The organism is Caulobacter hibisci (genome assembly GCF_016135805.1).
Classification (GTDB): domain Bacteria; phylum Pseudomonadota; class Alphaproteobacteria; order Caulobacterales; family Caulobacteraceae; genus Caulobacter; species Caulobacter hibisci.
In genome coordinates this window covers 71,555-84,500 of record NZ_JADWOX010000002.1, presented here as the reverse complement: position 1 = coordinate 84,500, position 12,946 = coordinate 71,555, and the positions used below count along the sequence as shown (strand labels likewise).

General features: G+C 70.3%; 9 protein-coding genes. 3 read left to right on the top strand and 6 right to left on the bottom strand.

The features are described 5' to 3' along the window. Position 1 precedes the first annotated feature (1 nt). The 3 genes from I4Q42_RS03655 to I4Q42_RS03645 all read right to left on the bottom strand — a co-directional run bounded on the left by I4Q42_RS03655 (position 2) and on the right by I4Q42_RS03645 (position 4,780). The gene (locus tag I4Q42_RS03655; protein WP_198574709.1) at positions 2 to 1,648 is read right to left on the bottom strand and encodes a GH35 family beta-galactosidase; all 1,647 of its coding nucleotides are present in this window, start codon (positions 1,646 to 1,648) and stop codon (positions 2 to 4) included. A 103-nt stretch (positions 1,649 to 1,751) separates the two neighbouring features. After that, complete coding sequence (locus I4Q42_RS03650) at positions 1,752 to 3,254, bottom strand: tryptophan 7-halogenase (RefSeq protein ID WP_198574708.1); 1,503 nt, start codon at positions 3,252 to 3,254, stop codon at positions 1,752 to 1,754. After that, positions 3,251 to 4,780 carry a tryptophan halogenase family protein gene (locus tag I4Q42_RS03645; protein ID WP_198574707.1) on the bottom strand — a complete coding sequence of 510 codons (1,530 nt, stop codon included), beginning with the start codon at positions 4,778 to 4,780 and terminating at the stop codon, positions 3,251 to 3,253. Before I4Q42_RS03645 ends, I4Q42_RS03650 begins: the two co-directional genes overlap by 4 nt. A gap of 169 nt (positions 4,781 to 4,949) precedes the next feature. Between I4Q42_RS03645 and I4Q42_RS03640 the strand changes: the two genes are divergently transcribed. Further along, positions 4,950 to 5,969, top strand: a complete 1,020-nt coding sequence (locus I4Q42_RS03640) for a cupin-like domain-containing protein (RefSeq protein WP_332873013.1) — start codon at positions 4,950 to 4,952, stop codon at positions 5,967 to 5,969. On the opposite strand, the gene I4Q42_RS03635 is transcribed toward I4Q42_RS03640, so the two are convergent. Further along, positions 5,966 to 6,907 carry a cellulase family glycosylhydrolase gene (locus tag I4Q42_RS03635; protein WP_198574705.1) on the bottom strand — a complete coding sequence of 314 codons (942 nt, stop codon included), beginning with the start codon at positions 6,905 to 6,907 and terminating at the stop codon, positions 5,966 to 5,968. The genes I4Q42_RS03640 and I4Q42_RS03635 overlap by 4 nt on opposite strands. Positions 6,908 to 7,115: 208 nt before the next feature. Between I4Q42_RS03635 and I4Q42_RS03630 the strand changes: the two genes are divergently transcribed. Both I4Q42_RS03630 and I4Q42_RS03625 read left to right on the top strand, forming a co-directional pair. After that, positions 7,116 to 8,327: an ROK family transcriptional regulator gene (locus I4Q42_RS03630; RefSeq protein ID WP_198574704.1), complete on the top strand. Its 1,212-nt coding sequence runs from the start codon at positions 7,116 to 7,118 to the stop codon at positions 8,325 to 8,327. 8 nt (positions 8,328 to 8,335) lie between these two features. Then, entirely contained in the window at positions 8,336 to 8,644 is a 309-nt protein-coding gene (locus I4Q42_RS03625; RefSeq protein WP_198574703.1) for a DUF1244 domain-containing protein, read from the top strand. A 137-nt stretch (positions 8,645 to 8,781) separates the two neighbouring features. On the opposite strand, the gene I4Q42_RS03620 is transcribed toward I4Q42_RS03625, so the two are convergent. Further along, positions 8,782 to 9,492, bottom strand: coding sequence for an SGNH/GDSL hydrolase family protein (locus I4Q42_RS03620; RefSeq protein WP_198574702.1), 711 nt, complete (start codon positions 9,490 to 9,492; stop codon positions 8,782 to 8,784). Continuing rightward, entirely contained in the window at positions 9,489 to 12,917 is a 3,429-nt protein-coding gene (locus I4Q42_RS03615; protein WP_198574701.1) for a glycosyl hydrolase 2 galactose-binding domain-containing protein, read from the bottom strand. Before I4Q42_RS03615 ends, I4Q42_RS03620 begins: the two co-directional genes overlap by 4 nt. Between the last annotated feature and the right edge of the window lie 29 nt (positions 12,918 to 12,946).

Here is a 12,946-nt window from a genome sequence, read left to right as displayed (position 1 = left end):
CCTACCGATACCGATAGAACCGCACCCGCTGGATCTGGAACTGGTCGGGCGACAGGCGAATGTGGCGGCCTTGGTGGGTCTGGTCGCCGTTGAGCAGGCGGCCCGGAACCCAGCGGCCCTGGGCGTCGAACACCCCCTCCTCGGCCTTGTCGATGCCCGCCAGCGGCGGCCCCTTCCCTGCTCCGGCGAAGGTGACGAAGATCCCCCTCCCGGCGATCAGATAGTCCTCGGGGCCGACCTGGAGGATCAGGCCGCCGTGGGTCGCCGGCTTCTGCGAGGCCTTGGGCGTCCACGGATCGATGAAGCCGACCTCGAAGCGGTAGTCGCCCATGACCTTGGTCACGGGCGCGCCCTGCACCGTGCCGTCCTCCAGCACGCGCGGCTTGAAGCCCGCCGTCGTTCCCTTGCCCTGGGCGGCCAGCAGGGCCGGCGTCAGCTGGCGCAGGACGTCGTAGGCGTCGGCGATGGCCTTCTGCTCCTCGGCGTTGACGCTCTCGATGGCGAAGGGCGAGAAGCCCAGGGCGGCGAGATTGCCGAAGGCGTAGAAGGCGTTGGCCGGGGTCTCCGGCGCGCTGGCGTTGTTGGCCTCGGGGATGAACAGCGCGTTGTCAGGGCGGACGAACCGGGCCGCGAGATCGCTGAAGTTCGGGAAGTAGATGTCGGGCGATAGCAGATCCAGGCTCGGCGCGCCGGCCTTCCAGACGTCGAGCAAGTGCGGCAGCGGCCCGCCGCTGGGGTATTCGCCGGGCTTCTTGCCGGTACGGTTCAGGGCGGCGTTGACGTACATCGGCAGCGGATAGGCGGCCTTGCCGGCGACGGTCACGGCCTCGGTGTAGCGGGCGTAGGACCAGGCGGTGAACACCTCCTGCCCGGCCTCGTCGGCGCCGAACACGGCGGCCCACGTCCCCTTCTCCTGGCTCCCGTTGCGCTTCCAGAGATCGCGCAGCTCCGGCTCTATCGCCTCGCCGCCGGCCTTCAGGCGCTGGATCAGGGCGGGGGGGACCGGGCCGGCATAGGCCGCGTCGGCGACCACGCCGTGCTCGCGGGCCGAGGGCAGCATGCCGATCTCGTTCTCGACCTGGACCATCAGGACGGTGTCGCGGTCGGCGTCGACCGCCTTCAGGTGGGCCAGCAAGGCGGCATAGGCCCTGGCGTCGGCCCTGCGGGTGTCGTCTGAGAAGGCCGACAGGATCTCGACCGTCGAACCATCTGCCGCCTTCACACGCGGGAAGCGGACCTGGTCGCGCTTCACCCAGGCCGGGACATAGGTCGACATGCTGTTCTTCCAGGCCCCGAACCACAGCAGGACGAGCTTCATGTCCTGGGCGCGGGCGTTGGCGATCAGGTCATCGACGCTGGAGAAGTCGTAGGCGCCTTCCTTCGGCTCGATCAGCTCCCAGGAGATGGGCGCCAGCACGGTGTTGAGGTTCATCGCCTTAAGACGCGGCCAGTGGCGGGCCATGTAGGCGCGGCTGGAGGCGCTGGAATTGCCCAGCTCGCCGCCGAGCACCAGCATCGGCTTGCCGTCGACGACCAGGCGGGCGCTGGTTCCGTGCTTTTCGAGGCGCGGGATCTCGGCGAAGGCCGCCTGAGCCGTCAGCAGCGCGATCGTGGCGACACCTACGCCGCACCAGCTCTTGAAGCTCATCTCTCCACGCCTCCCCACGCCTTGTTACCGCTAGCATTCAGAGGACGCAGGTCGCCTTGTCAACGAGAGATCATACCAATCCGACAAGTGGCCCGACCAGTCGTCAGGTGAACCTGAGAGGCACGGCGGCAGGCGGGCGCGGCGCCATCGCGGCCAGCCTGGCCTCCAGGGGCCGCATCTGCCCAACCTCGGCAGCAATGCGTTGCAGGATCCGTTGGAAGGCCTGGACCTGCTCAGCCTCGGACAGGCCCTCGGCCAGAGGATCGTGCGCCGCCGGGATCAGTCCGTGGCCGATCAGGCAGGCAGCCCAGCTGGGCGCCTGGAAGGCGTCGTCCTCGTGCGCCGGCACGACGCCCCGGGCCGCGAACAGGCGCAAGCGATAGGCCAGGTCGGCGGGCGGCTCGGCCGCGCGCACGGCGTCCCAAGGCGCGCCGTCGCGGGAGGCCAGGCGGTAGTGCATGGCCTGGAAGTCGCGCAGGCCGCGCCCCTGGGCCGTGACGGCGGCATTGTAGGCGGGGGCTTCCGGCCCGCCGACGGCGTCGAGCGGAAACAGCGTCACCAGATGCGAGATTCCGGCCTGCAAGGCGTGCATCGGCGCGGCGTCGGAGGGATCGAGCGCGATCGCCGCCTCGCCCACCGCCACGCAGTTGCCGATCCAGGGCCGCGTCTGCATGCCGGGGTTCAGAACCATGGGCTCGCCCGCCCGCCAGCCGAGCGGCGCGGCGGCCTCGGCGTTGCGGATCATGATCTCGGCGTCGGTCGTGCGGGAGTCGTACACCGCCAAGCCCGCCGTGCGGTCCGCCAGCGGATAGAGTCCGACCCAAGCGCCCGCGACCGCCTCGATATGGGCGAAGGCCGGGATGGGGCTCAGCCGGCGGCCGGCCAGGGGCAGGACCCGGTCGAAGGGCAGCCAGGCGCTCCAGGGCTCGAAGGTCGCGCCGGGCATCTGGCCGATCAGGGCGCCGTCGCCGGCGTCGACGAAGAGGTCGCCGGCCACCCGCACGCCGCTGTCGAGCACCACAGCGTCGATCCGCTCGCCGGTCCGTTCGATCTCGACCACCGCGCCCTGCTCGACGATCGCGCCGGCCGCCAGGGCGTGATGGCGGGCCAGGGCCGCATAGGCCGTGGCGTCGACGTGCAGGCCGACGCCCGGCGAGGACAGCCGGCCAGGCTCGTCGCCCTCCACGATGCGCCCTTGCCGGGCTGCCGTGGCGCCGAGCGAGAAGTCCTCCAGCGGCGTCGTCAGGCCGCGTTGGCGGGCCAGCACCCAGTGATGGGTGAAGTCGACATAGTCGATCGCCTGGCCGTGGGTGTCGTAGGGGTGCAGGAAGGCCGTCCCGTCGCCAGCGAAATTGGCGAACCTTTGGCCCAGCGACGGAACCGCGCCGCAGCGCCGGGTCAGCTCCAGCTCCGACAAGCCCAGCAATTGATGCAGATTGCCCAGCAACGGCAGACCGGCTAGCGCGAGGCCCGACGTCGGCGGACCGGTCTCGACGACGCGAACGGCAAGGCCGCTAGCCGAGAAGGCGCGACGCAAGGCCAGGGCCGTCAGCCACGGGGCCGCGCCGCGCCCCACGACGACAACGGTTTCGATCGGCCGGCTCATGCCACCACCTCCGCGGTCCGGGCGGGGACGGCGCAGTGGCGGGCGACGAAGTCGGCGTGGCTGGGCATGAGCGGCACGCGCCGGGTGATGGCCGCCCGCTGACGCTCCATCTCGGCCAGGGCCTGGGACAGCGGAACATTGTCGGCCAGGCGGTCGTAGCCTTCCGGCGTCACGCCCTGGCCCAGCAGCAGCGACGTCCAGCTGTGCAGCGAGAACAGCCCGTCGCGATGGCTGGGCGCGTGGCCCCGGCGGCGGAACAGTTCCAGCTTCTGCTTCAGGCTGTCGGGGATTTCCATCTCGCGGCACTGCTTCCACAGCGGCGCGTCGGTGCGAGTGTTGGCGTGGTAGTGCAGGATCAGGAAGTCGCGCACCCGGTCGTATTCCCGGTCGATCCGGCGGTTGAACTCGTCGACCAGGGCCGGCTCGACCCGCTTGCCCGGGAACAGCTTGAGCAGGTTCATGACCGCCGCCTGCACCAGGTAGATGCTGGTCGACTCCAGGGGCTCGAGGAAGCCGCTGGCCAGACCAGCGGCCATGACGTTGCGGGTCCAGGAGGCGGTGCGGCGGCCAGCCTTGAAGCGGATCTGCCGCGGCTCGTCCAGGGCTTCGCCGTCGAGCTGACCCATCAGGACGGCGGCGGCCTCGTCGTCGCTGATGTGGGCGCTGGAATAGACATAGCCGTTGCCCGAGCGGTGCTGCAGCGGGATGCGCCAGATCCAGCCGGCCTCGCGGGCGGTCGAGCGGGTGAAGGGCGTCAGGCGACCGCCGCGCGCGCAGGGCACGGCCCAGGCCCGATCGCAGGGCAGCCAGTGGCTCCAGTCCTCGAACGGGCTCTCCAGGGTCTGGCCGATCAGCAGGCCGCGAAAGCCGGTGCAGTCGACGAAGAAGTCGCCCTTGACCACCTCGCCCGAGGCCAGGGTGATGGAGGCGACGTCGCCCGACAGGCCGTCGCGGTTGACCGCCACGACCTTGCCCTCGGTCCGCTTCAGGCCCCGCCCCTCGGCGACCTTGCGCAGGAACTTGGCGTAGAGGCTGGCGTCGAAATGGTAGGCGTAGCTGTAGCTGGACTCGATCAGGCTGGGGTCGGGATTGGGAAATTCGAAGCGATCGGCCCGCGACGCGGCGATGGCGTAGGAGAACTCCTCGATGTCGAAGTCGTGGCCCGCCAGCCGCGCCCGGTTCCACTGCTGGTGGAAGGCCGCCCCACCCATGGCCTGGCCGTGGACGCCGAAGGGGTGGTGGTAGTTCGAGCCCTGGAAGCCCCAGTCGAGGAACTCGATGCCCAGCTTGAAGGTGCCGTTGGTGGCCCGCAGCATCTCGACCTCGTCGATGCCGACGAAGCGGTTGTAGTCGCGCATGGCCGGGATGGTGGCCTCGCCGACCCCGACCGTGGCGATGTCGTCGGACTCGACCAGCCGTACGCGGGCCTGATTGGGTCGCAGGCCGCTGACCAGGGCCGTGCCGACCATCCAGCCGGCGGTGCCGCCGCCGACGATGACGATGTCCAGAGGCTCGCCTGAGCTCATATCCGCCGTTCCACACCCCGTTACGGACGCCGGTTGGCCGGGCCCTTGTTCTTGCCGCAGATCCATCAGGAGTTGGGGCCGCACGTCAACGGTAAAGATCTGCCATTGGTCAGGCCCCTTGCCGATCGCACGCCCGCACCCCAGGGTGGCGCCCTTCGAGGGGGAGCCGGTGAAGCAGATTCGAGAAGCTGGCGCGGCCTCGCCCGAAGACCTGGCCGCCCTGACGACGGCGGCCGAGCCGGTGGTGATCCGGGGCCTCGCCTCGCACTGGCCAGTGGCCGAGGCGGGCCGCCGGGGTCATGGGGCGTTGTTCGACTACCTGTCGGGCTTCGACGCCGGCCAGTCGGTCGCCACGGTCTTCGCGCCCGCCGAGGCCGGCGGCCGGTTCTTCTATGGCGACGACCTGAAGACCCTGAACTTCCGGGGCGGCCGCGCCAGCCTGAGGAAGACCTTCGACTTCCTGGCCCAGCACGCCGAAAGCGACGAACAGGCGGCGCTTGCCGCCCAGTCGGTTCCGGCCTGGAACGCCCTGCCCGGCTTCGCGGAGGCCAATCCCCTGCCCCTGCTGGGACCGGAGATCGAGCCGCGCGTGTGGATCGGCAACCGGGTGATCGTCGCCGCCCACAACGATCCATACGAGAACATCGCCTGCGTGGCCGCCGGCCGCCGCCGCTTCACCCTGTTTCCGCCCGACCAGGTCGCCAACCTCTATGTCGGCCCGTTCGAGCACACCCCGGCCGGCGCGACGATCAGCCTGGTGGAGTTCGAGAACCCCGACCTGGAGCGTTTTCCCCGTTTCGCCCAAGCGCTGGAGACGGCCCAGACCGCAGAGCTGGAACCCGGCGACGCCATCTACGTGCCGTACCTGTGGTGGCACCACGTGCGCTCGCTCGACGCGGTCAACATGCTGGTGAACTACTGGTGGACGCCGCCCGCGCCGGGACGAGGCCTGGCCCGCGACGCCTTCCTGCACGCCATCCTCGCCCTGCGCGCCCTGCCCCCGGCCCATCGCGCGGCCTGGAAGGCGCTGCTGGACCACTACGTCTTCGGCGACGAAAACGACGCCAGCGCCCACCTGCCGATCGAGGCCCAGGGCATCCTTGGCGATCTGGACGAGACGGCCGGCCGCGAGGTGCTGACCGCCCTGTCGCGGGCCTTGGCCGAAGCCGCGGCGGCCAAGCGCAGCTAGCGACAGCCCTTGAACACACGGGACCGCCGGGACGTCTCGCCCACACCGCCGGGGCCGTGGAAGAACCGCTCGCCCCAGGGCGTCAATTTGCTGCCGTCGAAACCCTGAACGAGATCGAGATCGGCCACCTCGCGAGCGTTGCCCGACCACGACCACGCCAGGTAGCCGACACCCATCTCGCTCGCGAGACGGAAGATCGTGTCCTCGTCCACCGGCTCGCCATGATGGTCGGGACCGAACTCGCCGACCATCAGCGGCAGGCGCTGGTCGGCGAAGGCCTGGAGATAGGCTTTCACGGTCTCGCCGCGCCCGTAGACCTCGTACATGTGGACGTCGAAGACCACGTTCTTCAGCGGGTCGGCGGCGAACAGTTCGGCGGCGTGGTCGCGCATGGTCCCCGAGCGGTCCTGGCCGTAGTCGTGGCCGTCGATCACCAGAGTGTGGAGCAGGCCGGCCGCGCGCAGGGCGACGATGGCTGTGCGATGGGCCTCCAGCCAGAGCGAGGGCGTCGAGGTCCCGGCCGTCGGCTCGTTGCCGATATTAACCAGCACATAGTCCTCCTGGCCGCGCAGCACCGGCGCCAGGCTGACCCAATAGGCCACGGCCGAACCAATGTGGGCCGCCTTGGGCTCCAGGCCATAGCCGGTGGTGTCGTGAACCTCGAGAATCACCACCTGGCCGGCGCGCCTGGCCTTGGCGATGATCCGGCGGACGGTTCTCGGCGAGGTGCGCTTCCAGCGGGTTCCGTCGCTGATCACCACGCGGACCGTGTTGGAGCCCAGCGCCGCCGTCTCGCGGATCGCCTTGCCGGTGGCCCGTGCCCGCCAGGCGTGGGGAAGGTTGACGCCGCGCGCCAGGAAGACATCGCCGCAGGCGTCGACCAGCTTGCCGTCGCGCACCGAAAACCCGGCCAGGGCGGGGCTGGCGGACAGGAACACGGCCACAGCCGCTCCCGTCGCGGCCCATCGTGCGATGCCAGTCTTCAAGCCGTCCTCCCGTTCGTTGAACCGGACCGTGATCGCGTCGCCTCACTGGCGCAAGCTATAAAGAAAGCAAATTTACTTAATCTACACAGACCCAACCATGGCATGCTGGGCGCAAGGACGGTTTCGCCCTTGGCCCCACAGGTGTTAAGCCAGACCACAGATGAGCCAGTCGCCCAAAAGCCCCGCCCGCAAGACCTCGCAAGCCGGTCCCAGCCTGTCGGGCACGAATCTGGAGCGGGCCGGCGACTACAATCAGCGCGTCACCCTGCAGTCGATCCGCATCGGCGGCGCCAAGACCAAGCCCGAGATCGCCGCCCTCACCGGGCTGACGGTGCCGGCCATCACCAACATCACCAAGCGCCTGCTCGACGACGGTTTGATCCTGGAGGCCGGCAAGCTGCACGGCGGCCGAGGCCAGCCGGCCATGACCCTGGCGGTCAATCCGGACGGCTGCTTCTCGATCGGCCTCAACATCGACCGCGACCACGTCACCATCCTGCTGCTGGACTTCGCCGGCCAGGTGCGGGCGCGCACGACCTGGGAAGTGGCCTTCGCCGGGCCGGACGCCGTGGTCGAGTTCTTCGAGACCAACTGGAACGCCTTCCTGAAGACCAAGGGCGTGCAGGCCGACCGGATCATCGGCGTCGGCGTGGCCATGCCCGACGACATGGCCCGCGTGGACCTGCCCCATCGGCCGGACGAATACGGGGCCTGGAACACCGTCAACATTCGCGAGCTGCTGTCGCGCCGCCACGACCTGCCGGTGATGGTCGAGAACGACGCCGCCGCCGCGGCCCTGGGCGAGCTGCATTTCGGCCACGGCCTCAATGCGCCGAGCTTCTTCTACGTGCTGGTGACCTCTGGCCTGGGCGGTGGACTGGTGGTCGAGGGCGAGTATTTCCGCGGGGCCCAGGGGCGCAGCGGCGAGCTGGGCTTCCTGCCGGTGGCCTCCTCGCGCATCGACGCCGCCAGCCTGCAGGAGGCGGTGTCGCTGTCGGCCCTGGCCCAGTTCCTCGAAAACAACGGCTTCTCCATCGCCGCCCCCTCCGACCTCGAAACCCTGCCGTCCAAGGGCCAGGAGGCGATCGAGGCCTGGATCGACCTGGCCGCCGACCTGCTGGCCGGGCCGATGGTGGCCATCAGCTGCCTGATCAACCCGCAGGCCGTCTATATCGGCGGCCGGCTGCCCGAGAGCATCGTCGACCGCCTGGCCGCGGCCCTGCAAGCCAAGCTGGCGGCCATTCCCGGCGTGCCGGCCCTGGCCCCGGTGCAGCGCGCGGCCCTGGCGGCCGACGCCCCGGCCATGGGCGCGGCCATCCTGCCGATCATCGAACGCCTGCTGCCCTCGCGCGCGGCGCTGCAAAAGACCTGAGAGCCGACATGTCCGTAGAGATCGACGACCAGCTCGCCGCCGCCGCCTTCCGCCGTCTGGTGGAGCATCTGCGGCTGCGCACCGACGCCCAGAACGTCGACCTGATGGGCCTGGCCGGCTTCTGCCGCAACTGCCTTGCCGACTGGGTGCACGAGGCCTCCGATGGCACGCTCGGCAAGGATGCGGCCCGCGAGGCGATCTACGGCATGCCGCAGTCGGAGTGGAAGGCGAAGCACCAGGCGGCGGCCACGCCGGAGCAGCTGGCGCGCATGGAGGCCAGCGTGGCGCTGAACAGGCGGCTGCGGGGCGAGGCCTAGCCCTTTTCCGCTCTTACTCCGATCTCCCCCGCGAAGGCGGGGGCCCAAGCCGAGTCCAGAGCCACGCGCCGCGCCTAACCGGTTACCTCGGCTTGGATCCCCGCCTTCGCGGGGATGCTCGGTAGAATGGGCGAGGGCTAACCCAGCGCCGTCTTCACCGCCGCGAGGGCGACCGGCTCCATCACCGCATAGCCGGCCTGCGTAGGATGCACCTGGTCGTAGGCCAGGCCCGGCTTCATGCCCGCGCGGCCATCGTCCATCACCGCCGTGTAGTCGGCGAACACCGCCCCCTGCTCGGCGGCGAAGGCCTTGATCCAGGCGTTGAGGCGCGGGATCTCGACGTCCGGATACAGGGCCGGCTTCCAGGGATAGGTCGCGGCCGGGGTGATCGACCCCAGGATCACGCGGATCCCCGCCGCCTTGGCCAGGGCCACCATGGCCGAGAGGTTGTTGCGGGTCGCGACGGGGTCGAACGGACCGGTGTTGCCGGCGATGTCGTTGGTGCCGGCCAGGATGTGCACCGCCGCCGGCTTCAGGGCGACGACGTCGGGCGTGAACCGCAGCAGCATCTGCGGCGTCGTCTGGCCGCCAATGCCGCGCCCCAAGAACCCATTGTCGGCGAAGAAGCTCGGCCGCGCGTCCTTCCAGCCCTGGGTGATCGAGTCGCCAATGAACACGCAGCGGCGGCGCTCGACCGGCAAGGCCGCGTCGGTCGCGTTGGCGTCACGATAGCGGGCCAGCCACGGCCAGTCGGTGTGGAGCCGGACCTCCTCCTCGCTCGGCGGCGTCTGGGCCATGGCCAGGCCCGGCAGGGCGAGGCCAGCGGCGATCAGCAGGCGGCGGTTCATCGGACGGTCTCCACGCCAGGCTTAACGTTCCAGCCGCGCAGGGCAACCTTCGCCCCCTTGGTGCTGGCGGCGGCCGGATAGCGGATTTCGACCGTGCGGGTCTCGCCCGGCAGCAGCGAAACGTAGTTGTCGGAATAGTAGGCCGGCAGGATGCGGTTTCCCTTGGCGTCGACCAGGGTCAGCTTGGCGTTCAGGGCCGGGGCCGAGCCGGTGTTGGCCAGGGTGACCGTCACGACGCCCTCGCCTTTCGAAGCCTTGCCGGCCTTGGCCGCCAGGGTCACCGACTGGGCCGCCATCTCTGTCAGCCGCCGCTCGCCCGCGTCGTCGGCGCCGACCCAGTAGAGGTTCCGCGACAGCACCGCGCCGTCGGCGCCGGTCAGGTCGAGCCGAACCACCGCTGCCTCCCCCGTCTTGAGGCCCAGGTCCAACGTGCGCCCCGGCGCGACGGCGTTGGCGGCGACCTCGACGGCGTCGGTCTGGTCGCTCAGCACCTTGCCCGACAGGTCCAGCACCCGGGTCCGCAGCTTCGCGCCCGTCACCGGCGCGGTCGTGTTGTTGACCACCGCCAGGGCGTGATCGGCCAGGCTCATCTGCGCATGGACGCGCTCGGAGGCGGCCTTGGTCCCGTAGAAGGCGCCGTGGGTGTCGTAGTCGTGGCTGAGGATCTGCCACATCGTGCTGGGCCACGCCGGCTGGGTCATCCACAGCAGGCGGCCCGACGACTTGGTCCACAGCTCCTGGTTCATGCCCTCGAACATCGCCCGGTGGGTCTCGTAGTTCATCAGCTGGGCCTTGCGCTCGAAGTCTTCGAGGCTAGTCGGCGGGCCGAGCTTGCGGGCCATGGCGTCGATGAAGGTCTTGGTCGCGCCGTTACCGGTGGGATGCCAGTCGTGATAGGCCCAGGTGTCGCTGATCGGCCAGCGGTCGGGCGCGGGCACGGCCGCTTGGAAGGCCTCCAGCGTCGGGAACGACGGCGTGCCGACCTCGACCGAGAAGCCCTTGGCGTGGTCGCTAAAATAGGTTTCCGGCTCACGGTAGTTGTAGGGGCCGCTGTTTTGCAGGTTCACGCGGTTGGAGCTGCCGGTGTACCAGCGCGTCCCGTCCAGGTCGTGGACCAGGGCCTCCAGACCCTCGTTGAGGATCGGCTGCGGCACCCCCTCGTTGCGGCCGAACCACAGGGCGATCGAGGGGTGATTGCGGTAGCGGGCGATGACGTCGGCGGCGTTGTTGAGGAACAGCGGCACGTCCTGGGGCTCGAGCTGATAGTCCTGGGTCGAGGCCCAGAAGTCGTTCAGCACCAGCAGGCCGTACTCGTCGGCCAGGTCGTAGAACGGCTCCTCGGTGTTCTGGCCCACCCAGTTGCGGATGGTGTTGAGGCCCGCCTCCTTGTGCAGGCGGAAATAGGGCTCCAGGCGCTCGCGCTCGATGCGCTTGCGCCAGTCGTCCGTGCCCCAGTTGCCGCCGCGCGCGGCGATCTTCACGCCGTTGACCTTGAGCACGAGGTACGGGGCCAGCCCCGTCTCCGGCACGTCCTTGACGGCTTCCGAGGCGTCGCCCTGGGCGGTCAGCGAGGTCGCCCAGCCGTCGACCACCTTGCGGATGCCTTCATGGCTGCCGTCGGTGACGTCCTGGCCCAGCTGGCGGGCCTTGCTGAAATCGACCTCGACGCGGCGCAGGTGGCCGGTCGGGTTCATCAGCGACAGCTCGTAGGTGATCTGGCGAATGCCGAACCGCAGGCGCTTCTCGTCCGAGGCCTGGCCATCGACGAAGGCGGTCAGGACCAGGTCGTGCAGGGCCTGATCGCCATAGCCGTTGGGCCACCAGAGCTTGGGATTGGCGACGGCCAGCTGCGGAAACTCGGCCGGCGTCAGGCGAACGGTGGAAGCGCCGGGCGCCACGGTGATCGTCTTGCTGGCGCGGACGCCGTCGAAGGCGGCCGTGACCGTCGCCTGCACCGGACGGTCCGACAGGTTCTCGACCGGCGCGACGATCTCGATCTCGGCCAGGCTGTTGTCGGCTTTGGGCAGGGTGGTGACCACCTGCGGGTCGCCCAGGCGCGCATCGCCCGAGGCGTCCAGCACCACGTCCTGCCACAGGCCGGTGTTGCGGTCGCGGACGCTGGGGATCCAGTCCCAGCCTTCGCTGGCGACGAAGGTCGGGCCGTCCAGGGCCATCATGCCGCCGTTCTCGCCGACCCCGGCGGTCAGGGATTCCTCGTGCGCCAGGCCCGGATGCGGCGGCGGCGAGACCTTGACGGCCAGGACGTTGCCGGTCGGCTTCAGCTTGCCGGCGACGTCGAAGCGGCCGCGCACGAAAGCGCCCTTCATGTCGCCCAGCTTTTCGCCGTTCAGCCACACCTCGGCGGCGTAGTTGACGCCCTTGAAGGTCAGGCGCGGCCGCTTGCCGGCGACGGCGGCGGGCGCGTCGAAGGTGGTGCGATACCAGTAGGCCTGCTTGTTGAGGCTCTCGGGGATGGCGGTGTTGTTGAGGCCGTAGTCGGGGTCGGGATAGACGCCGCGGTCGACCAGGGTAGTCAGGACCGTGCCGGGCACGGTGGCGGCGTACCAGGCCTTGGCGTCGAAGCCGGCCGACGAGATCGCCGCGCCGCCCGCCTCGACCTTCGGGGCCTCGACCAGGCTCCAGCGCTTCAGCGTCCAGGCCGACGGGCCGGTCTCGACCAGGGCCGGACCGGCATAGGGCGGCTTGGCGACGGGGGCCGAGATCGCGCCCTTGCCCTGAGGCCGGGTCCAGGCTTCCTGGGGGCTGACCTGGCCGTACATCTGGCGCACCTGGACGGGCCAGGTCGGACTGCCGGTCTCGAACACGGTCAGCGGATCGGGCTTGCGGCCGGCCAGCGCCTTGACCTCGTCGGCCGACAGCGCCCGAGCCTCGGCGCGGAAGCTCGCCACCTGGCCCGCGAACGGCGCGAAGCCGGCGGCCTTGCGCGGGCCGAGGGCGACGGTGGCCGGGGTAGCGGCGGCCGGCGCCGTCCCCTGCCCGGCCGGCTGGCCGTCGACATAGAGGGTGACCTTAGCCCCGTCGGAGACCGCGGCCACGAACCGCCAGTCGCCTGGCTTGGGCGCTTGGCCGCCCTTGGTCTGAGCGCCGGCGGCAACGGCGGCGAAACCGTCTGGTCCGACCGCCAGGAAGCGGCCGCTGGCCGGATCGCCAATCCCCGCCGCCAGGGCCTGGCCCTCGAGCGGCTCGAAGACCTTCACCCAGGCCGACAGCGACCAGGGCGCGCCGGCCGGCAGGGTCTGGCCCTCGGCGGCGCCCGCCAGCGGCCGCGACAGGCCGTCGCCGCCGGCCGGAAGGTCAGCGTTATAGGGTCCCCAGCTCTGGGCCAGCGCGGCGGAGGCCAGCAGGGCCAGGGCGCAGCCGGCGAGCAGGCCGGGCCTCAAGGCGGACTTCGAGCGAACGTTCATCCTGTTTCCTCCGCGCGCGGCTTGGTCGC

Coding starts and splice junctions, on each gene's coding strand:
- I4Q42_RS03655 (WP_198574709.1), bottom strand. CDS start 1,648: ATGAGCTTCAAGAGCTGGTGCGGCGTAGGTGTCGCCACGATCGCGCTG.
- I4Q42_RS03650 (WP_198574708.1), bottom strand. CDS start 3,254: ATGAGCCGGCCGATCGAAACCGTTGTCGTCGTGGGGCGCGGCGCGGCC.
- I4Q42_RS03645 (WP_198574707.1), bottom strand. CDS start 4,780: ATGAGCTCAGGCGAGCCTCTGGACATCGTCATCGTCGGCGGCGGCACC.
- I4Q42_RS03630 (WP_198574704.1), top strand. CDS start 7,116: ATGAGCCAGTCGCCCAAAAGCCCCGCCCGCAAGACCTCGCAAGCCGGT.
- I4Q42_RS03625 (WP_198574703.1), top strand. CDS start 8,336: ATGTCCGTAGAGATCGACGACCAGCTCGCCGCCGCCGCCTTCCGCCGT.
- I4Q42_RS03620 (WP_198574702.1), bottom strand. CDS start 9,492: ATGAACCGCCGCCTGCTGATCGCCGCTGGCCTCGCCCTGCCGGGCCTG.
- I4Q42_RS03615 (WP_198574701.1), bottom strand. CDS start 12,917: ATGAACGTTCGCTCGAAGTCCGCCTTGAGGCCCGGCCTGCTCGCCGGC.